The following is an 18,783-nucleotide window of genomic DNA, read 5'->3' on the forward strand; positions in this document are numbered from 1 at the left end:
TCAGGCGCAGTTCACGCGCGGGAGAACACCGAGGCCGCGGCGACCTGCTCGGCGGTGGGCCGCATCCCGGTGTAGCGCTCGAACTGTTCGGCGGCCTGCAGTGCGATGACCTCGGCGCCGGTGATCACCGGAATCCCGGCCGCCCGGGCCGCGCGCACGAGCGGGGTCTCGGATGGCAGGGCGACCACGTCGAACACGGTGTGCGCCTTGGCAATAACCTCCGGTTCGAACGACAGATCGTCGGCTTCGGCCCCACCCGCCATCCCGATCGGGGTGACGTTGACGACGATGTCCGCGCCACCTGACGCGTCTGCCGCGTAGCGATACCCCAACCGGTCGGCCAGCCGGCCGCCGGTCTCCTGGTTGCGGGCCACGATGGTGCCCGCCTCGAATCCCTTGTCCCGGAACGCCGCTGCCACCGCGCTGGCCATGCCACCGCTACCGCGGATGAGCAGCGTCTCCGCGGGGTTCAGGCCGTGCTCGTCGATGAGCCGCGCGATCGCCAGATAGTCGGTGTTGCAGGCCGTCAGCCGGCCCGCGTCGTTGACGATCGTGTTCACCGAATTGATCACGCGCGCAGACTCTTCCAGCTCATCGACCAGTGCGATGACGTCCTCTTTGAACGGCATGGACACCGAGCAGCCGCGGATGCCCAGGGCTCGGACACCACCGATCGCCGCCGCGATGTCCGTAGTGGTGAAGGCCTTGTAGACGAAATCCAGACCGAGCTCGTTGTAGAGGTAGTTGTGGAAGCGCGTGCCGATGTTACTGGGCCGGGCGGCCAGTGAGATACACACCGAGGTGTCCTTGTTCAGCAGCGGACGCCCGGAGTACAGCGAGTCGGTCATCAGCCGACCGCTTTGATCACGTGCTGCGCCAGCGTGTAGATGTCGCGATACTGCGTGTGCGACAACGACAATTGCTTAGGTGTCGGCACGTCGAACTCGGTGACGATCATGTTCCGGTCGTCACGTTCCCAGGTCGCACCGTAGTGCTCCAGAATCTTGCGCATCGGAAAGTTGTCGGACAGCACTCGCGCCGCGAACCGCTCGATGCCCGCGCCACGGGCGGCGGGTACCAGGGCATCCATCAGGAAGGTTCCGATACCCTTCCCCTGGTAGTCGTCACCCACCATGAAGGCCACCTCGGCGACAGTCGGGTTCTCGTGCAGCCGAACGAATCTCGCGTCGGCGACCATCGGGCCGTCGGGCCCCTCCGCCCCGTCGGTCAGCACCCACACGAAGTGGTCGACGTAGTCGACCTCGAACAGGTAGGCCATCAGCGCGGGACTGGGTTCGTAGGCGGTCTGGAATCTGCGGTACATGGTCTCGGTCGAGAACTCGACGGGCCCCTGGCGCACTCGCGGGTTGTCGCCGGGCAGCACGGGCCGCAGGAACATCTGGCTGCCGTCACTCAGCTGCACCGGCAGTGGCGTGATGAACTCCGCGAGCCGCTGGCGCGCCGTACGCACCAGCCGCTCTGCCATGCAGGGGACGTCGAGCATGGCAGTCAGGGCGTCGTGTCCGCCGATCCATCCGGTCAGCGGTTCGGTGACCAGCACGGTGGCGTTGCGGGTGCCGCCCCGCAGCAGCGCGATCTCACCGACGATCAGGCCCGGGCCGAGGTTGTGGACGCTGAGTTCGCCGTCGGGGGCGGTGTGCGTCACCCGGACGCTGCCGGCGCTGATCAGGATGAACGACTGCGCAGGTTCACCCTGCGTCATCAGCACCTCGCCAGGCTCGGCCGTCAACGGACGCAGCAAGGGCGCGAGCCGGTCAAGGTCCTCTTGACGGCACTTGGAGAAGAAACCCAGCGAGGCCAGTTCATCCGTCGTCGATTCCGGCACGTCGAAAACGTTACCGGCGGACGGCACGCCGCGTGGTGCCGTTGACACCGCCCTTTACTGAAAACGATTTTCGACAAGCCTGCGCGGTTCGGGTATCGTCGGCCACGCCTTATTGAAAACGATTTTCACTTAGTCGCTGGAGGTCCTCATGAAAGCCGGCATTCACCCCGACTACCACCCCGTCGTCTTCCAGGACGCCACCACCGGACGCACGTTCCTGACCCGATCCACCGCCACCAGCTCGCGAACCATCGAATGGCAGACCGCCGACGGAGTTCACACCTACCCACTGATCGTCGTCGATGTCACCTCGGACTCGCACCCGGTGTGGACCGGCAAGCGCCAGATCCTGGACACCGCCGGCCGCGTCGAGAAGTTCAATCGCAAGTACGGCCGATGACCTTGCCGCAGGTTTCCCCTTACCCCGGCGAAACATTCGGCTCTCCTTCACGCACCATCCGGCCCCGACCGCGCCCCGCGTGCCACACGCGGGGCGCGGTCACCACCGCAGCCTGGGACTGGCAGTTGCATGCCCGGTGCCGTGGATTGCCGGCCGAGGTGTTCTACACCGGTGACGACGACCGCGGCGCGCGGCGAATCGCACACGAAGAGCACGCCAAGCAGATCTGCCACCATTGCCCCGTCCTGCGTGACTGCCTCGGCCACGCCATGGAAGCCGGTGAGCCCTACGGCATCTGGGGTGCGACGACACCGAAGGAACGAGCCGCGTTGCGCGGGTTCCCGAATAGGCCCGAGTTCAACCACTGAGGGCCGTATCGTCGACTCGTGACCCCCAGTGTTGGTCCCCTGCGCTCGCGGTGGCCACGCAGACGGTCGTCGCACCCGAGCGCCGGAGAGGCAGCGGGCGTCACCCTCACCGCGCTGGTGACGATCGCGGGCGTCGGTGTCGCGGTGTCGGGCACCGTGTTGGAAGTCCTTCAGCACCAACACTTCACGACGGCAGCCGGGATCGAACGCATCCTGCTGGTGATCGCGGCGTTGCTGCTCCCGGCGGGACTCGCGGTGCTCTGGAAGGCGCGCGACAGGGTTGCGAACTTCACAGGAAAATATTAGCTGAGCTAGCAAAACTGTCGGTACCGTGGTGTCAACACCACCACACCGATGGGAGCAACGATGGGATTCGGACCGCCACAGGGCCGGCCGACCGTCACCGACGACGAGATCGCCGCCATCATGGATCCGCCACAACGCGTCCGCACACTGCGAAACGTGTTGGACGCCACCGGCGATGCCCTCGACCCACTGATAGACCTGTACCGGCCATACGTCACCGGGCTGGACCGACTGCCCCGAGACGGCCGCTTCCTGTTGGTCGGCAATCACACCGCATTCGGCTTCGCCGAGATACTGCTGATGCCGTACTTCACCCGCCGCGAGCTCGGAGTGCAAGTACGCCCCCTGGCCGAGCGGGGCCTGGCACAGGCCAAGGGCTTCGGCGGCGATCTGGTCGCCGCCTATGGCGGCGTGGTCGGCCACCCCGACACCGCGCGAGAACTGATGCGGCACAACGAGACCGTGCTGGTCTTCCCCGGTGGCGGACGCGAAATGCCCAAGTTCAAGGGCGAGGAGTACCAGCTGAAATGGGACGGCCGAAACGGTTTCGCCCGCGTGGCCATCGAAAGCGGATACCCGATCGTGCCCGTCGGCCTGGTCGGCAGTGACGACGTCTACGAACCCCTCATCGAACGCGACAGCCCGCTGGGCCGGCTCAGCCAGTCCATCGGCGAGCGGTTCGGTGGCCGCGCCGACATGGCGATGCCCCTGGTGCGCGGCATCGGGCCGACGCTGATCCCCCGCCCGCAGCGCATGTATCTGGAATTCGGCGAACCGATTTCCACCACCGCGCCGACCAGCCGAACCAACCATGCCCGGTGGGTGGAGACCGTCAAGTCCACGACTCAGCAAGCGCTGGAACAGATCCTGGCCGACCTGCAGGAAGTCCGGGCCGGGGATCCGTATCGCAGCCTGAATCCGTTGGCCTGGTCGCGGGCAGCTCAGCCACCCGAGGCCGTCGTCCGCGCGGGCTGACCACGATGGCGGTCGGGAGACCGTAACGTGAGTTGCCATCGGTCTGCATGCACCCGCATGCAGCAGAAAGGCTTCGCGAGATGGCACTCACCGACTACCAGCAGCTGGCCCTGACGCGCCGGGACAACGGCGTCCTGCTGATCACCCTCAACCGGCCGGAGAAGTACAACGCCGCCGACGAGGGCATGCACGCTGAACTCGCCAACATCTGGAAGGACGTCGCGGCCGATCCGGAAACCCGGGTCGCCGTGATCACCGGTGCGGGAAAGGCATTCAGCGCCGGTGGGGATCTGGCCATGGTCGAACGCATGGCCGGCGACTACGGCCGGGTCTCGCACATGCTCGACGAGATGAGCGACCTGGTCTACAACATGATCAACTGCGACAAGCCGATCGTGTCCGCGATCAACGGCGTAGCGGTCGGTGCCGGCGCCGTGGCCGCGCTGCTGGCCGACGTGGCGATCATCGCCGAAGACGCCAAGATCGGCGACGGGCACGTCAAACTCGGTGTCGCGGCGGGAGACCACGCCGCGATCATCTGGCCATTGCTGGCCGGAACCGCGAAGGCGAAGTACTACCTCATGACGGGCGAGATGATCGACGGCATCGAGGCCGAGCGCATCGGCATGGTCGCCAAAGCCCTACCCCGCGGAGAGGTTCTGGACGAAGCGCTCCGGGTGGCCGACATGCTCGCGACCGGCGCGCAGCAGGCCATCCGGCTCACCAAACGCGCACTCAACAACTGGCTCCGCAATGCCGGCCCCATCTTCGACCAATCGGCGGCCTACGAGATGTTGACGTTCCTCGGCCCGGATGTCGTCGAGGGGTATACGGCGCTACGCGAGAAGCGCACACCGCAGTTCCCGTCCGCGCGATAGCCGCAGGAGCCCACGTGACCTGGCAGCAGATCGAACCCTTTCTGGTAGCGCTCGCCATCGGGCTGCTGCTGGGCCTGGAGCGCGAGCGTAGTCACACACGCAAACTTCCCGCCGGATCACGCTCGTTCGCGCTGCTGTCGCTGGCCGGTGCAGTCGCAGCGGGTTTCGGCCCATGGGCCGTCGTCGCCGTATTTCTCGGCGTCGGTGCGCTCGTCGCCCTCGCCTACTTCCGCACCAGCGACGAAGACCCAGGGACCACCACGGCGACAGCCGCACTTGTCGCGTACCTCCTTGGCGCCCTTGCCTATTCCCGCCCAGCGCTCGCCGTGGCCCTCGCCGTCGTCGTAGCAGGCCTGCTCGTCTCGAAAACCCGCATCCATCGTTTCGCCCGCGACATCATGACCGAGGTCGAACTGGAAGATGCCATCAAGTTTCTCGTCGTCGCGTTCGTGATCCTGCCGCTGCTACCGGATCGCGGTCTCGGACCGTACGGCGTCCTCAATCCGGAGAAGGTCTGGCTCCTCGTGGTGCTGCTCACCGGCATCGGATGGGTGGGCTACATCGGTGTTCGGGCGCTCGGCCCGGAACGCGGCCTGCTCATCACGGGCATCGCGGGCGGATTCGTCTCAGCGAGCGCAACGACCGCGTCCATGGGGCGGCTCAGCCGCACGACACCGAGCTTGCGGGCGCCCCTGGCCAGCGCTCTGCTGGCCAGCTTGGCCACTTTTGTCCAGCTGCTCATCGTGATCGCCGTGGTCGATGCCGAAGTGCTCAAGCGCCTATGGCCGCCCGTCGTCGCGGGTGCCGTCGTGCTGGTCGCGATCGCCGCCGTCGTCTACCGAGGAGCGGGGCGGCTCACCGAGGACAAGCCGTCCCCCGACCACGACGCCGGCGCAGCCCCCACAACCCGACCTTTCGCACTGCGGCCGGCGCTGATCCTCGCCGCCGTCCTGACCCTTGCGCTGCTCGTCGGTCGGTGGGGTGCTGATGTGCTCGGCGCCGGGGGCACTGTGCTCGCCGCGTTCGCCGCCGGCCTGGCCGATGCGCACGCCGGGGCGGTCGCCGCCGCGAGCCTTGCCGCCAAGGGCGACATCACTGTCGATACCGCACTCGTCGCGGTAGCAGCCGCACTCGGCTCCAACCTGATCGTCAAAACGGTGCTGGCGTTCACCGCCGGTGGTCCTCGGTTCGGACTTCGGTTTCTCGCCGGGATGACGCCGCCTGCAGTGGTTTTCGGAGTCGTCCTGGCCCTCACGATGACCGCGACGTAGCCTCTGATCGCCTGTCAGCCCTCGGTCGAAACCGCCTCGACCAACGCATCGGCGGCGAGCAGACCCAGGTTGTTCGAGGCCAGCGGGCTGTCCCCGGTGAGCAGCCGGCGGTCCTGATGGACCTGTGCGGTCATCTGGTCATTGACCACCTTCAGGCCCTGGTCCTCCAGCGCCTCGGCGATGAACAGCCGCAGCCCGCCGGGCAGGTAGCCGATGTCCTTGTTGGGGCCCTTGTCCAGCGCGTCGGGGAAGACGCAGATGCTGTAGCCCTTGAACGGCGAGTCCTCCTTGCCGATCGCGGCCGCGAGCAAGCTGGCGGGACCGTGACACAGCGTGATGATGAACTTGTCGTTGGCCAGTGCCCAGTCGAGCACCGCACCGACCTCGGGGCTGAACGGGATGCCGACCTCGACGCCGTGGCCACCCGGGATGAACACCGCCAGGTAGTCGGAGTCGGGGCCCAGCTTGTCCGCGATCACCTCGCGAAGATTCAACGGTTCCTTGAGCTGGGGCTTGAGCGCGGCATAGGTCTGCTGGACGGCGTCGTCCTTGCCCGGCATCGCCCACAGCTCCAGCTTGACCGGGTTTCCGGTGATGGTCGCGACGTCGACGTCGAAGCCGGCCGCCATCAGATGGTGCAGCGGCAGCAGCATCTCGACAGGATGGTTCCCGGTGGAGAACATGGTGCCGTTGTCCATCAGCAGATATCGCTCGTCGGTGGCGATCATCAGGACTTTCCACCGCCCGCCGGTATAGGCGCCGGCATGCTTGACGCCACCGAAATCGGTTCTGTCCGAAGTGTATTGACTCAATGAATACGCCGAGGGAAAGAAGGCGTTATCCTCAGCCGGATCGGGTGTCGGAGACTTGCTCAGTTCGTCATGATCAGTTGCCACGGCACTCCACCTCAATCGTTGTCAGTTCGCTCGCATCAGGGACATCGGTCGGGGATCCGAAACACCCGCGACGCTGTTCCCACATCCATCCTGAGACGTCCGGACGCCGAAGTCGATGGCGACGGCAACCACGCGAGCGGCGCGTAATTGTCCGCCGGAACAAAGGGCGCCGGTAGTTCCAATACCCTGAACGAGTGTCCGCCAAAACGACTGACCCAGGGCGCATGATCGCGGCAAGTCTGCTGCCCCGCGTTTCGGAGCTGGCGCACGTGCTGGTTGACCGGATTCAGCAGAACATCGAGGTATACCGAAGCGGCGACCTTGTTCCCGAGGACGATCTGTACGAATCCTGCCGAGCCAATCTGGAGTTCATGTTTCGCCACCTGGCGCATGAACCGATGCTCGATCTCGAAGCGCCGCGCCGTACGGGTCGGCGGCGCGCCGACCAAAGGGTTCCACTTGCGTTGGTGCAGAATGCATTTCGGAATTCATTCGAGTGCATGTGGCAGATGATCGTCGCCGCTGCGGCTGAGACCGAATCAGTTTCCGATGCCGACCTGGTGTCCATAGCGGGTGAGATCTGGACCTTCCATGACACCTTCACCAGCGCAATGATGAACGCTTTCAACGAGACCGTGGCGCTGTTGATGCTGCGCCGCGACCAGGAACGTTCGGCACTTGTCGAAGCAGTGTTGCAAGGCGGGATGGGCGATGCCAAAACTGTCCACGACGCCGCAAATCTGTTGGCACTGCCCTATCAAGGAACCTTCGCCGTGGTTGCGGCCGACGCTCCGGGGCTCGCTCAACACGCCTTACCGAATGTCGAACCCGTTCTGCGGGCTCGCGACATTGGATCAGCGTGGCGCCTGACGCCCGACCTGCACCTCGGAATCGTCTCCATGCGGAGCACAGCTGGAATGGCCGAACTCGTTGACGTGCTGCGGTCCCTCGCTACCAGCCGGGTCGGCGTCAGCCCGTCCTTCAGCCGTCTCGATCAAACTCCGCACGCGTTACATCTGGCCCGGAACGCGCTCGCTGCCGGGACGGCGGGTGCAGCCGCAGTGACGGTGTTCGACGACAGCCCCTTGCCGATGTTGGTGGTCAGCGCCCCAACCACTGCTGCCGCGATCAGCAGGAAGATCCTCGGACCCATCCTCGAGCTCACCGACACTGACCGCGAGCTCTTGATCACGACCATGGCGGTTTACTTCGAGGTCGACGGCTCGGCAAGTCAGGCAGCCGAACGGCTCCACTGCCACCCGAACACCGTCCGCTATCGGTTGCGGCGAATCGAGAAGCTATCCGGGCGTTCCTTCGAACGGAAGCTGGACTCCGCGGAGCTGTACATCGCACTCAACGCCCTGAAGCAGCTGCCGACCATGCAGTCGGCTTCGGCGGAGCAGACCTAAGCGTCCGACCCAACGACGTCTCCGATCACGGCAGGCCCGGAGAACAGAAATGGGGCCGGTATTCACCGGCCCCATTTCAATCTCTGTGGAGCTAAGGGGAATCGAACCCCTGACCTTCTCGATGCGAACGAGACGCGCTACCAACTGCGCTATAGCCCCTTACCGGATGCAAAGGCTACCAGCACCGGTCCGTCACATAAAAACCGACTTACTGCCCGGCCGCCCGGGGCAGGTCATACTCCCTGCCCATCCGGGCATATTCCAGGTGTTCGAAGATCGGGTCCTCGTCGTCGATGTCCAGGACGGCGGCGCCGGGGCGGCGCAGCCGGGACGGGACGACGTCGAATTCCTCGTCTTGTGTGTTCTCCACGCCGTGCCGGGACCGCATCATGCGCTGGGCACGACGGCGCCGCAGCTGCTCTTCGATCCGCGTCTGACGGCGCAGGTACGCCAGGTACAGCACCGAGATGGTGCTGACCGTGCCGCACACCCACCACATGCCGGGCGACAGCGCGTAGGCGGCGATGCCGGTGAACAGGATCGCCAGCGCCATGCCGGACAGCATCCGGCTGCGGAACCTGTACTTGCGCTCGGCGGCCGCGACGGCGGCCTTCGACTCGTAGCGGTTGCGGCGCGCGTGCGACATCGAGTCGGCCAGCTTCGGCTCGTCCTCCGACACCGCCTCGACACCCGAGGTGTCGTCGACGTACTCGTAGTCGTGTTCGGTGCCGTCCTCGGCCTCTTCCTCGGCCTGTTCCGCGACAGCCTCGTCAGCCGCGACGGCTTCGTGGACGTCGGTGGTCGGCTCGGCCTCGGCCTCGGGCTCGTCGACGTCCGCCGCCGCCATCGCGTCGGTGTGCGCCTCCTCCGGCTCGAAGTCGGCCTCGGAAACGGTCCGGATCGCCATGGTCGGCGTCGCGACGTCGTCGAAAAGTGTTGGCTGCTCGCGGGTTTCAGGCTCGGGAACCGCTTTCATGCGCCCTGAGGCGCCGATCGGCAGAGCACCGGAGTCCATCTCGACGACCTCGACGTCGAGATACGCCGATTCCTCGACGACGACCTGATCGGCCAGCACCACCGAACGCGGTGAATCGGCTTCCGGGTCCGCGACCGGGATCGAGTCGGTGGTCGCATCGCTGCGCGCGAAGTCCTCTTCGAACGCGGTGAGGTCCTCATCCTGTTTCCAGTGCGGGTCGCTGAAGTGACCGGTAGCGGGCCCGCTGCGGCGTCGCAGCCGGCTGTTGCCATTCGTGTTGAGCACACGGGTCGCCAACGCGACATCGCTCGTCCGGCGGACGTTCTCGCGCTTGCTGATCAACATCGGCACCAGCACGAAAAGCCACAACACGACGAGGGATATCCACAGGAGGGATTGGGGGATGCTTGGCATATCGCCGGCTCCTTTCCCCATCAGATTAGGTCGGTGACCAGCGCATCCGAAGCCGACGCGCCAGGGTCAATTACACACCTGTAATTCGCTACTTACAAGCACATCAGCCACAGATGTCACATCTGCAACACAGCCGTTTTCCGATTTGTGCACGATTTGCCGCGCCTACCGGGCAAAACCGTGCACAAATCACTCAAACCCAGGCGGCTCGCCCATCCCTGACCAGCGCCGATGACGCCGACTGGGACATCTCCTCCACCGTCATGGCCACCAGCAGATGGTCCCGCCACGCCCCGTCGACTTCCAGGTAGCGCTGCAGCAGGCCCTCTTCGCGGAAGCCCACCCGCGCCAGCACCGACCGGCTCGGACCGTTTTCCGGACGCACCGTCGCCTCGATGCGGTGCAGCCCGACCGGACCGAAGGCGTGATCGACACCCAGCGCCAGCGCGGCCGTCGCGATCCCGCCGCCGGTGAACTGGCGTGCCACCCAATAGCCGATCCACGCCGACCGCAGCGCTCCATGCGTCACATTGCCGATGGTCAGCTGACCGCAGAACTCACCGTCCAACTCGATGACGTACGGCAGCATTCGCCCGCGCCGGGCCTCCGACCGCAACCCCGAGCACAGCGCCGGCCATGACGAAACAGCATGGCGCGCAGTCCAATCCACCTCACCGACCGGTTCCCAGGGCTCCAGGTGCGCACGGTCGGTCAGCCGCATCCGGCTCCACACCGCGCCGTCGCGCAACCGCACCGGACGTAACCGGATCACTCCGGCATGCACGCGGATCGGGCCTACCGACAGCGGCCAGCCCGGATGCACAGCACTCGATCGCAACAGGTTCACGGCTCAGCCGCGCTGCGCCAAAAAGGCCACGTCAACGGACTCGCCGGTACGGATCTGTTCGGCCTCGGTGGGCACGACCACCAAGCAGTTCGCCTCGGCGAGGGTCGCCAGCAGATGCGACGCGCCCGGCGCGCCGCCCAGTGCCTGCACCAGATATTCGCCGGTGTCCTGATCACGCATCAACTGGCCACGCAGAAATCCCTTGCGCCCCACCACCGATGAGATGGGAGACAACGTGCGGGCCGGCACGACGCGCCGCATCGGCTGCCGCTTGCCCAGCGACATCCGGATCAACGGACGCACCATCACCTCGAAGACCACGAGGGCGCTCACCGGGTTCGCCGGCAGCAGGAAGACCGGGACGCCGTCACGTCCGAGCGTTCCGAAGCCCTGCACCGACCCGGGATGCATCGCGATCCGGGCGACCTCCATCTCCCCCAGCTCAGCGAGGACCGAACGCACGCCCTCGGCCGCCGCACCACCGACGGCCCCCGCGATCACCACGAGTTCCGACCGGCTCAACTGTCCTTCGACCACGTCGCGCAGGGTCTTGGGATCGCCATCCACGATGCCGACCCGGTTCACCTCGGCGCCGGCGTCCCGGCCGGCAGCGGCCAGCGCGTAGGAGTTGACGTCGTAGACCTGGCCGTTTCCGGGCGTCCGGGAGATGTCGACCAGCTCACCGCCGACGGAGATGATCGTCAGCCGCGGCTTCGGGTGGACCAGCACGCGTTCGCGGCCCACGGCCGCCAGCAGGCCGACCTGCGCCGGTCCGATGATGGTGCCGGCACGCACCGCGACGTCGCCCGGCTGCACGTCATCCCCGGTACGACGCACATAGGCGCCGGACCGCACACCGCGCAGGACGCGCACCCGCGCTGAGCCGCCATCGGTCCAGCGCAGCGGCAGCACCGCATCGGCGAGGGTCGGCATCGGCGCACCGGTCTGCACCCGTGCGGCCTGACGCGGCTGCAGCCGGGTGGGAGTGCGTTCACCAGCAGCGATGGTCGAGACCACGGGCAGAGTGACGTCGCTGTCGCCGCCGGAGTCCGCACCCATCACGTCGACACTGCGCACCGCGTAGCCATCGATGGCGGCTTGATCGAACCCGGGCAGCGGTCGTTCGGTGACAACCTCTTCGGCGCACATCAGGCCCTGCGCTTCGGCAATCGCCACCCGCAGCGGTCGCGGCGCTACCGCCGCAGCCGCAACCCGGGCCTGCTGTTCTTCAACCGAACGCACAGCTCGCCTTTCTGGATACCTCGTACACCGTGGCCGACCACATGCTCGCGCATGTTCGGGCCAACCGTACCGCCGGTGTCAGGCGCTCAGCGCTCGGCAAGACCCAATCGCTCGACCAACCACCGCCGCAATTCCGGGCCGTAGTCGTCGCGTTCCAACGCAAAGTCAACCGCAGCTTTAAGGTAGCCGCCGGGATTTCCCAGGTCGTGTCGGGACCCGCGGTGCACCACCACGTGCACGGGGTGGCCGTCCTCGATGAGCAGCGCGATGGCATCGGTCAGCTGGATCTCACCGCCGACACCCTTCTGCACACGCCGCAGCACGTCGAAGATGGCGCGGTCCAGGATGTACCGGCCGGCCGCCGCGTACAGCGACGGGGCGTCCTCGACCTTGGGCTTTTCCACCATGCCCTTGACGCGCAACACATTCGGGTTGGCCGCGTCGGGCACCGTCTCGACGTCGAACACGCCGTAGGCGCTGATCTCGTCCTTCGGCACCTCGATGGCGCACAGCACGGACCCGCCACGCTTGGCGCGCACCTTCGCCATGGTCACCAGCACACCAGTCGGCAGCACCAGATCGTCGGGCAGCAAGACCGCGATGGCGTCCTCGTCGGGCAGCAGCACCGGCTCGACGCAACTGACGGCGTGTCCCAGGCCGAGCGGCTCGGCCTGAACAACCGACTCCACCTTGATCAACGCGGGCGCCCGGCGCACCTTCTCGAGCATCACGTGCTTGCCGCGCGCCTCGAGCGTTCCTTCGAGGATGAGATCCTCGACGAAGTGCGCAACGACACCGTCCTTGCCCTCCGAGGTCACGATCACCAGTCGCTCGCCACCGGCGTCAGCGGCCTCGGCAGCAACCAGCTCGATGCCGGGGGTGTCGACGACCGGCAGCAACTCCTTGGGCACGGTCTTGGTGGCAGGCAGAAAACGCGTGCCCAGACCAGCCGCCGGGACCACCGCGGTGCGCGGCATCGGCACTGAAGTCTGTGTCGTCATTGTTCACACGATAACGGCATTGCCTCGATCCGCCCCACCAAGGGTTCGCCTTGGCGAGGTCGGCGGCAACGTCAAAGTGGCCATTACCTGGACAGGTGTACAACACTGCAAGAGCAAATATGACACGGTGGTAACCGTGAGTCCCGAGGCCGGCAAGCGCGACCTGCGCAGCGCCATCCTGCGTCGACGTCGCGCCCTGACCCCCGGGCAGCGGCAGACCGACGCCGAAGCCCTGACACTGCGAGTGCCGGAACTAGTGGACCCCGGCGACGTGGTGTGCGCCTACGTGCCGATCGGCACCGAGCCGGGTTCGCCCACGATGCTGGACGCTCTGATCGACGCGGGAGCACGGGTGCTGTTACCGGTGACCCGCCCCGACGCCCCACTGAGCTGGGGCTGGTACCGGCCCGGGCACCTCACGGAGGCGCAATTCGGGCTGCTCGAACCCGCTACACCGCATCTGCCGCCCGACGCGATCGGGCAGGCCAGTGTGATTCTGATCCCCGCACTGGGCGTCGACCGTGCCGGTGTCCGGCTGGGCCGCGGTGCGGGTTTCTACGACCGCTCGCTGTCGCTGGCCGCGCCGGACGCGCTACTCGTGGCGGTGGTGTATGACGACGACCTGCTGCCGGAGCTGCCCGGCGAACCGCACGACGTGCCGATGACCCACGCCCTGACGCCGAGATCAGGGCTGGTCAGGCTGGGAATCTAGGAAGTACCGGGGGACGTCAGTCCTTGCCGCAGGTACATCCCGATCCGCAGTTACAGTCCTCGCAGGTGCAGTCCGGGTTGTCGCAGCCGCTGCCCTTGGTGATGTTGCCAGTCATGCACACAATGCTATGTGTCCCGCCGTCCTTCCGGAAGCAATTGCCGCCGTCACCGGTCCGCGAGTCGTGCCGGCCTGGGAATGCCCGGGACCGAATAGCTGTTTTGGCACTTAGCCCGGTAGAGTGCCAACAAGTTTGACGACCTCGGAGGTTTCCGTGCCGACCTATTCCTACGCGTGTACCGAGTGCGACAACCGGTTCGACGCGGTGCAGGCATTCAGCGATGACGCGCTGACCGAATGCCCGAAGTGCCAGGGCCGACTGCGCAAGCTGTTCGGTTCCGTCGGCGTGGTCTTCAAGGGCAGCGGCTTCTACCGCACCGACAGCCGCGATTCGAAGAGCTCCAGCACCGCGGCCGCGCCGGCCAAGAGCGAGTCGAGCTCCAGTTCGTCGGACTCGTCGTCGTCCTCGTCGAGCAGCACGACGTCGGCCGCTCCGGCGGCCGCAGCATCCAGCTGAGTTATCCACAGGCCGGACGCCTTCCGGCCTGTGTTTCCCGATCAGAATCCCTACCGTTACGGCATGGGGGATTCACTCGACGCGCCGTTGATCGGCCGACTGACGCAGAAACTGCGGCCCGACTGGGCCAGGACCGCCGCCGCGCGCCGAGTCGCCGCAGGCTTCCTCGTGGTCCTCGCGGCCGTCATCGAATTTCGCCCCGACCCCCGGGACGGACAGGTCGCCGTCGTCGTCGCCAAGCATGACCTGTCCCCCGGCTCGGCATTGACGGCTGACGACGTCGTCGTCGAATCTCGTTCTGCGCCAAGCATTCCCGACGGCGCACTGCGCGAATCAAGCGCCGCGGTCGGCGCGACTCTGGCCGCTCCCGCGCGACGCGGTGAGGTCATCACCGACGTGCGGTTGCTCGGTTCCCGGCTCACGGCCGCTGCCGCCGGACCCGACGCCCGCATGGTGCCATTGCATCTGGCCGACGCCGCGCTCCCGGACCTACTGCGCTCAGGCGACGTCGTGGACGTCCTGGCGGGACCGGAGAACACCGGCCCGGCAGTAGATCAGTCGTCGGCCGAGGTCATCGCCACCGACGCCCGGGTGGTGCTGGTGTCCGAACGCCTCAAGTCACCGACGAGCGGCGACGAACGCGTCGTGCTCGTCGCCCTGCCGCGGCACAGTGCCAACGCCGTCGCCGGGGCGGCTCTGCACCGGGCGATCACCGTCACCCTGCACTGACCCGCGAAATTTCCCTGGCGGCCGATTTCGATTTCGTCACCGGACCGCATCTGTTGCGACCATCAGGCCGCTGCTTCCTGCGCGAAGCGCAGGCCCGCCTTACCGTTCGTGGGTACAGGTCGTATCACAGGGAGGGCAGTCATGCTTAAGGGCTTCAAAGAGTTCCTCGCGCAGGGGAACATCGTCGATCTGGCGGTCGCGGTGGTCATCGGCGCCGCGTTCACCACGCTGGTGAAGTCATTCACCGACCAGGTGATCCAGCCGCTGATCTCCAGCATCGGCGCCGGGGGCGACCACTCGTACGGCGTCCTGCGCATCCACCTGCTCGGCGACAACTACATGGACCTGAACGCGGTCTTGAGCGCGACGATCAACTTCGTCCTGGTCGCCGCGGTCATCTACTTCGTCGTCGTGCTGCCGTACAGCAGGTTCCGCGCCGCCAAGGAGGATGCGATCAAGCAGGAAGTCGAACTGCTGACGCAGATCCGCGACCTGCTGGACAAGAAGTAGCGCATCCGGCGCGAATACCCCACAACTACGACTAGGCCCCGGCCGGTTGGCCGGGCGCCGTGTCGTATGCCGGTTGAAACCGCCTGGATCAGTTCATGTTCCAGGGTTCGCCGTAGGTGGTCACCGAGTCACCGGTCTTGGCAATGAGCCGCGCGAAGGGACGCAACATCACCCCGCCGGCCGCGCCGGTCACCGTGCCATGCGCGTTCGACACCGCCACCGAACCGGCCGGACCCGACACATCCACCGAGAACGTCGCGACTTCCTGGATACCCGGACCGTTGCCCAGGTCAGCGGAGATCGACACACCGGGGAACAGGTTCGGCGTGATGATGCCGCCACCACCGCCGACAAACGTGGTCGGGTTGACGTCATCGAGCAGGATGTTCGGCGTGGTGTAGCTGAAGTTGATACCCACACCCAGCGACCACGGGAAGCCGATCTGGTAGCCCAACTCCAAGGTGCCGCCGAACTCGTCGCAGCCCTTGCCCGCGCAGTTGTACTTTGCCCGGCCCGAGTGGAACCACTCACGGGTCAAGCGGTTGCGGTCCAGAGGGAACACGCCGTTGAGGAACGTGTCCCACTGCTGCACCGTCAACGTCCGATCCTGGCCGTCGACCAGGCTCAGCTCATTGTCCAGACCCGCATGGGACGTACCTGCTCCGAGGAACAGCGACGCCAGCGCCGCTACCAGTGCTACCAGCACCCGACTGAATGCCTTCATATTCTCCCTAGCTCAGTAGGCGGTGCCAGCAAGCTGACCGCGCGACCGTCGCAAGACCTCCATGTGAATCTCACATGTTGCTCTTACCTTTTGCTCATCGTTGACACGAGGAAGATATCGGCGCGCGCACCGTCCGGCAATGCGAACGACGTAAAGACCGCGCATATATTCCCGAGCTGGAAAAGTTTGCTGGGAACCACCTGCGAGATAGGGCCGACCACAGCGCCCCGCGGGCCCGAAACAGGGCGGAAACATGGTCTCAATGAGGCCATTGACCGGCGTAATCAGGAGTTAACCCAATCAGCGACCAGCCGTTGTGAGAACTACATGCTCAGCGGTGGTGCGGCGGGACGTTGTCCCGTAGCCAGCGATCTCGGTCACCATCCGAGGAGGGGGACTGCTCGTTACATTCATCGCGAGTTACGTCCGGTAGAACGTCACCGAACACCTTGTTAACTAGGTCGCGAGAGGGCCGTGTATCACCCATCACAGCCCTCCCGCAGTGTGATCAAGCTCACACTTTTGCCAAATCCGATTGTTCATGTTGGACGAACTCATAACCACTCCGTTCGACCGATAGCCCCAAGCGGAGCTCAGCTATTTAGATGTCGAGGCTCGACAGCTGCGCGATGATGTACGCCGCCAACGGCCCCAGCGTCGCCATGCCGTCGCGCACCGACGCGCGTGAGCCCGCGATGTTGACCACCAGCGTGCTTCCCGAGACTCCGGCCAGGCCACGCGAGAGCCCGGCGTCCGAAATGCCCGCGGCCAAGCCCGACGACCGCAGCGCCTCGGCGATACCGAGCAGCTCACGATCGAGCATGGTGCGAGTGGCTTCCGGCGTGACATCGCGGGGGCTGACTCCGGTGCCGCCGACGGAGATGACCAGGTCGACGCCACCGATCACCGCGGTGTTGAGGGCATTGCGAATTTCGATCTCGTCGGCCGGGACCACGACCACCCCGTCGACCAGGAAGCCGGCCTCACCGAGCAATTCGGTGACCAACGGGCCGCTGTGATCCTCTTCTCCGTGCGCCGTCCTGTCATCCACGACCACCACGAGCGCGCGCCCGGCCAATTCCCCTGCCTGTTCCATGCCTGTCACCGTATATCCCGCCTCTGACATGCTCCCCGTGCCCGTCACTGCTGTGCCTTCCCGAGCGTGACCTGAACTGTCTGTGGTTTGCCCGCGTTGTCCAGGTAGGTCAACGTGACCTTGTCACCGGGGGCCTTCGAGCGCACTGCAGCTACCAGCGCATCGGCGCTGCTGATCACCCGGTCGTCCACCTTGGTCACCACCACACCGCTGGGCAAGCCCGCCGACTGGGCCGCACCACCGCTGGTGACGTCGACGATCCGGGCGCCGTCGATGGCCTTGTCGTTGCCGACCTGCACGCCGAGCGAGGCATGGCTGGCAATGCCGTTCTTGATCAGCTCGTCGGCGATGCGCTTGGCCTGGTCCACCGGAATGGCGAAGCCCAGCCCGATCGAACCGCTCTGCGACTGGCCGGAATCCCCGCCCAGCGTCGCGATCGCCGAGTTGATACCGACCAGCTCACCGCTCATGTTGACCAGCGCACCACCGGAGTTGCCGGGGTTGATCGCGGCGTCCGTCTGGATGGCGTCGAGCACGGTGTTCTGGTTCTTGGCATCGCCACCCGCGGCGACGGGACGGTTCAGCGAGCTGATGATGCCCTCGGTCACTGTGCCCTGCAGACCCAGCGGCGAGCCGACGGCCACCACCTGCTGCCCCACCACCAGATTGGACGACGAACCCAACGCGATGGGCGTCAGACCTGAAACACCCTTGGCCCGCACCACTGCAATGTCGCTGCTCGGATCCGTACCGACGATCTGGAACGTCGCGGTGTTACCGGTGTTGAACGTGACCTTGGTCTGGACCGGCGGAGCGCCTGGGGGCGGCGCATCTTTGGCACCGGCCACCACGTGGTTGTTGGTCAGGATCAGCCCGTCCGCGGACAGGATGATGCCCGAGCCCTCTTCGGACGACCGGCCCATGTCGGTCTCGAGCTTCACGACGCTGGGCACCACCTTGGCAGCGACCTGCTCGACCGAACCGATCGGCGCGTTCCCCGCGTGCTGGCCGCGTGCCGAACCGCCCAGCGACGTCGAACTACTCGAGTTGTCGGGCTGAGCCAGCATCACGATGCCGCCACCGATACCCGCCGACACCAGTGCCACGGCCGCCATACCGGCGATCAAAGGCCCTGTGCGGGAACGGTTCTGGCCCTGCGGACGCGGCGTGATGGACGGCCGGCCATTGTGCTGTCCCGTCCGGTACGGGTCGTACGGCTGCGAACCGTACTGCTGCGTCGAGTACTGCCCGGTGGAGTACGAGCCGGTCTGGTGCTGCCCAGTCTGATGTTGCCCGGTCTGGTGCTGGCCCGTCGGGTACTGACCGGTGGCGTAGCTGCCGGTGGGGTACTGCCCGGTGGTCTGCTGTTGCTGATGCGTGGCGTACCGCCAGTCGTATGACGACCCCTGCTGCTGCGATGCGCCGTAGCCGGGCGCGGACTGATAGGAATCAGAACGCCGACCGGACTCGGGCTGCTGCGAGTACCTCGGGTGATTCGTCATTACTGGTCGACACTCTTCCTGTATTTCAGATCCGTTGCCGGGACAACGAACGACATGACCGAACGGTGCCCTTTCGGGCTGAGAATCCACTGAGACACCACTGGCCG

Annotated in this window: 21 protein-coding genes and 1 tRNA gene; 11 read left to right on the forward strand and 11 right to left on the reverse strand. The window is 66.0% G+C overall.

Annotation, left to right across the window (positions count from 1 at the left end):
- Positions 1–11: 11 nt before the first annotated feature.
- Positions 12–848: a shikimate 5-dehydrogenase gene (locus tag A7G45_RS01225; RefSeq protein ID WP_260932672.1), complete on the reverse strand. Its 837-nt coding sequence runs from the start codon at positions 846–848 to the stop codon at positions 12–14.
- Positions 848–1,846: an acetyltransferase Pat gene (locus tag A7G45_RS01230; RefSeq protein ID WP_260932676.1), complete on the reverse strand. Its 999-nt coding sequence runs from the start codon at positions 1,844–1,846 to the stop codon at positions 848–850. Before A7G45_RS01230 ends, A7G45_RS01225 begins: the two co-directional genes overlap by 1 nt.
- 148 nt (positions 1,847–1,994) lie before the next feature.
- Between A7G45_RS01230 and A7G45_RS01235 the strand changes: the two genes are divergently transcribed.
- The 6 genes from A7G45_RS01235 (at position 1,995) to A7G45_RS01260 (ending at position 6,044) form a co-directional block, all read left to right on the forward strand.
- Positions 1,995–2,246, forward strand: a complete 252-nt coding sequence (locus A7G45_RS01235; RefSeq protein WP_043398883.1) for a type B 50S ribosomal protein L31 — start codon at positions 1,995–1,997, stop codon at positions 2,244–2,246.
- Positions 2,243–2,614, forward strand: coding sequence for a WhiB family transcriptional regulator (locus tag A7G45_RS01240; RefSeq protein ID WP_260932680.1), 372 nt, complete (start codon positions 2,243–2,245; stop codon positions 2,612–2,614). The genes A7G45_RS01235 and A7G45_RS01240 overlap by 4 nt, the downstream gene beginning before the upstream one ends.
- Positions 2,615–2,632: 18 nt before the next feature.
- Complete coding sequence (locus tag A7G45_RS01245) at positions 2,633–2,920, forward strand: hypothetical protein (protein WP_260932681.1); 288 nt, start codon at positions 2,633–2,635, stop codon at positions 2,918–2,920.
- Positions 2,921–2,980: 60 nt separating this feature from the next.
- The gene (locus A7G45_RS01250) at positions 2,981–3,895 is read left to right on the forward strand and encodes a lysophospholipid acyltransferase family protein (RefSeq protein ID WP_260932684.1); all 915 of its coding nucleotides are present in this window, start codon (positions 2,981–2,983) and stop codon (positions 3,893–3,895) included.
- 80 nt (positions 3,896–3,975) lie between these two features.
- Positions 3,976–4,773: an enoyl-CoA hydratase/isomerase family protein gene (locus A7G45_RS01255; RefSeq protein ID WP_260932687.1), complete on the forward strand. Its 798-nt coding sequence runs from the start codon at positions 3,976–3,978 to the stop codon at positions 4,771–4,773.
- A 14-nt stretch (positions 4,774–4,787) separates the two neighbouring features.
- Positions 4,788–6,044, forward strand: a complete 1,257-nt coding sequence (locus tag A7G45_RS01260; protein ID WP_260932689.1) for an MgtC/SapB family protein — start codon at positions 4,788–4,790, stop codon at positions 6,042–6,044.
- Between the two features lie 14 nt (positions 6,045–6,058).
- Here A7G45_RS01260 and hchA read toward each other — a convergent pair whose 3' ends face one another.
- A complete protein-coding gene (gene hchA, locus A7G45_RS01265) occupies positions 6,059–6,940 on the reverse strand; it encodes a glyoxalase III HchA (protein WP_260932692.1) in 882 nt (293 codons plus the stop codon).
- 194 nt (positions 6,941–7,134) lie between these two features.
- Here hchA and A7G45_RS32460 point away from each other — a divergent pair, with 194 nt between their 5' ends.
- Complete coding sequence (locus tag A7G45_RS32460) at positions 7,135–8,349, forward strand: PucR family transcriptional regulator (RefSeq protein WP_131630657.1); 1,215 nt, start codon at positions 7,135–7,137, stop codon at positions 8,347–8,349.
- An 86-nt stretch (positions 8,350–8,435) separates the two neighbouring features.
- Here A7G45_RS32460 and A7G45_RS01275 read toward each other — a convergent pair.
- The 5 genes from A7G45_RS01275 to A7G45_RS01295 all read right to left on the reverse strand — a co-directional run bounded on the left by A7G45_RS01275 (position 8,436) and on the right by A7G45_RS01295 (position 12,829).
- Positions 8,436–8,508 (reverse strand) — tRNA-Ala (locus tag A7G45_RS01275).
- A 49-nt stretch (positions 8,509–8,557) separates the two neighbouring features.
- Positions 8,558–9,739: a divisome protein SepX/GlpR gene (gene sepX, locus A7G45_RS01280; protein WP_260932698.1), complete on the reverse strand. Its 1,182-nt coding sequence runs from the start codon at positions 9,737–9,739 to the stop codon at positions 8,558–8,560.
- Positions 9,740–9,932: 193 nt separating this feature from the next.
- Positions 9,933–10,586: a GNAT family N-acetyltransferase gene (locus A7G45_RS01285; protein WP_043398871.1), complete on the reverse strand. Its 654-nt coding sequence runs from the start codon at positions 10,584–10,586 to the stop codon at positions 9,933–9,935.
- Positions 10,587–10,589: 3 nt separating this feature from the next.
- Positions 10,590–11,828, reverse strand: coding sequence for a molybdotransferase-like divisome protein Glp (glp, locus tag A7G45_RS01290; RefSeq protein WP_043398868.1), 1,239 nt, complete (start codon positions 11,826–11,828; stop codon positions 10,590–10,592).
- Between the two features lie 86 nt (positions 11,829–11,914).
- The gene (locus A7G45_RS01295; protein WP_260932703.1) at positions 11,915–12,829 is read right to left on the reverse strand and encodes a UTP--glucose-1-phosphate uridylyltransferase; all 915 of its coding nucleotides are present in this window, start codon (positions 12,827–12,829) and stop codon (positions 11,915–11,917) included.
- Positions 12,830–12,965: 136 nt separating this feature from the next.
- Between A7G45_RS01295 and A7G45_RS01300 the strand changes: the two genes are divergently transcribed.
- The 4 genes from A7G45_RS01300 to mscL all read left to right on the forward strand — a co-directional run bounded on the left by A7G45_RS01300 (position 12,966) and on the right by mscL (position 15,354).
- Positions 12,966–13,541 (forward strand): 5-formyltetrahydrofolate cyclo-ligase, encoded by a 576-nt coding sequence (locus A7G45_RS01300; protein WP_260932705.1) that lies wholly within the window; start codon positions 12,966–12,968, stop codon positions 13,539–13,541.
- Between the two features lie 271 nt (positions 13,542–13,812).
- Positions 13,813–14,115, forward strand: coding sequence for an FmdB family zinc ribbon protein (locus A7G45_RS01305; RefSeq protein WP_071287864.1), 303 nt, complete (start codon positions 13,813–13,815; stop codon positions 14,113–14,115).
- Between the two features lie 63 nt (positions 14,116–14,178).
- Positions 14,179–14,844, forward strand: coding sequence for an SAF domain-containing protein (locus A7G45_RS01310; RefSeq protein WP_260932709.1), 666 nt, complete (start codon positions 14,179–14,181; stop codon positions 14,842–14,844).
- A 141-nt stretch (positions 14,845–14,985) separates the two neighbouring features.
- Positions 14,986–15,354, forward strand: a complete 369-nt coding sequence (mscL, locus tag A7G45_RS01315) for a large-conductance mechanosensitive channel protein MscL (RefSeq protein ID WP_043398854.1) — start codon at positions 14,986–14,988, stop codon at positions 15,352–15,354.
- A gap of 88 nt (positions 15,355–15,442) precedes the next feature.
- Here the strand turns inward: mscL and A7G45_RS01320 are convergent, their stop codons facing one another.
- From A7G45_RS01320 to A7G45_RS01330, 3 genes are all read right to left on the reverse strand, one after another.
- The gene (locus A7G45_RS01320) at positions 15,443–16,078 is read right to left on the reverse strand and encodes a porin MspA (protein ID WP_260932714.1); all 636 of its coding nucleotides are present in this window, start codon (positions 16,076–16,078) and stop codon (positions 15,443–15,445) included.
- A gap of 601 nt (positions 16,079–16,679) precedes the next feature.
- Positions 16,680–17,204, reverse strand: a complete 525-nt coding sequence (locus tag A7G45_RS01325) for a MogA/MoaB family molybdenum cofactor biosynthesis protein (protein ID WP_133763292.1) — start codon at positions 17,202–17,204, stop codon at positions 16,680–16,682.
- Between the two features lie 14 nt (positions 17,205–17,218).
- On the reverse strand, positions 17,219–18,676 hold the full coding sequence (locus A7G45_RS01330) for a S1C family serine protease (protein WP_260932720.1): 1,458 nt from the start codon (positions 18,674–18,676) through the stop codon (positions 17,219–17,221).
- Positions 18,677–18,783 lie beyond the last annotated feature (107 nt).

This window comes from Mycolicibacterium llatzerense (genome assembly GCF_025331195.1).
Taxonomy (GTDB): Bacteria; Actinomycetota; Actinomycetes; order Mycobacteriales; family Mycobacteriaceae; genus Mycobacterium; species Mycobacterium llatzerense.

What these genes read in the sequence shown, in the direction of transcription:
- A7G45_RS01225 (WP_260932672.1), bottom strand. Translation starts at nt 848, where the DNA reads ATGACCGACTCGCTGTACTCCGGGCGTCCGCTGCTGAACAAGGACACC.
- A7G45_RS01235 (WP_043398883.1), top strand. Translation starts at nt 1,995, where the DNA reads ATGAAAGCCGGCATTCACCCCGACTACCACCCCGTCGTCTTCCAGGAC.
- A7G45_RS01240 (WP_260932680.1), top strand. Translation starts at nt 2,243, where the DNA reads ATGACCTTGCCGCAGGTTTCCCCTTACCCCGGCGAAACATTCGGCTCT.
- A7G45_RS01250 (WP_260932684.1), top strand. Translation starts at nt 2,981, where the DNA reads ATGGGATTCGGACCGCCACAGGGCCGGCCGACCGTCACCGACGACGAG.
- A7G45_RS01255 (WP_260932687.1), top strand. Translation starts at nt 3,976, where the DNA reads ATGGCACTCACCGACTACCAGCAGCTGGCCCTGACGCGCCGGGACAAC.
- sepX (WP_260932698.1), bottom strand. Translation starts at nt 9,739, where the DNA reads ATGCCAAGCATCCCCCAATCCCTCCTGTGGATATCCCTCGTCGTGTTG.
- A7G45_RS01295 (WP_260932703.1), bottom strand. Translation starts at nt 12,829, where the DNA reads ATGACGACACAGACTTCAGTGCCGATGCCGCGCACCGCGGTGGTCCCG.
- A7G45_RS01310 (WP_260932709.1), top strand. Translation starts at nt 14,179, where the DNA reads ATGGGGGATTCACTCGACGCGCCGTTGATCGGCCGACTGACGCAGAAA.
- mscL (WP_043398854.1), top strand. Translation starts at nt 14,986, where the DNA reads ATGCTTAAGGGCTTCAAAGAGTTCCTCGCGCAGGGGAACATCGTCGAT.
- A7G45_RS01320 (WP_260932714.1), bottom strand. Translation starts at nt 16,078, where the DNA reads ATGAAGGCATTCAGTCGGGTGCTGGTAGCACTGGTAGCGGCGCTGGCG.
- A7G45_RS01325 (WP_133763292.1), bottom strand. Translation starts at nt 17,204, where the DNA reads ATGTCAGAGGCGGGATATACGGTGACAGGCATGGAACAGGCAGGGGAA.
- A7G45_RS01330 (WP_260932720.1), bottom strand. Translation starts at nt 18,676, where the DNA reads ATGACGAATCACCCGAGGTACTCGCAGCAGCCCGAGTCCGGTCGGCGT.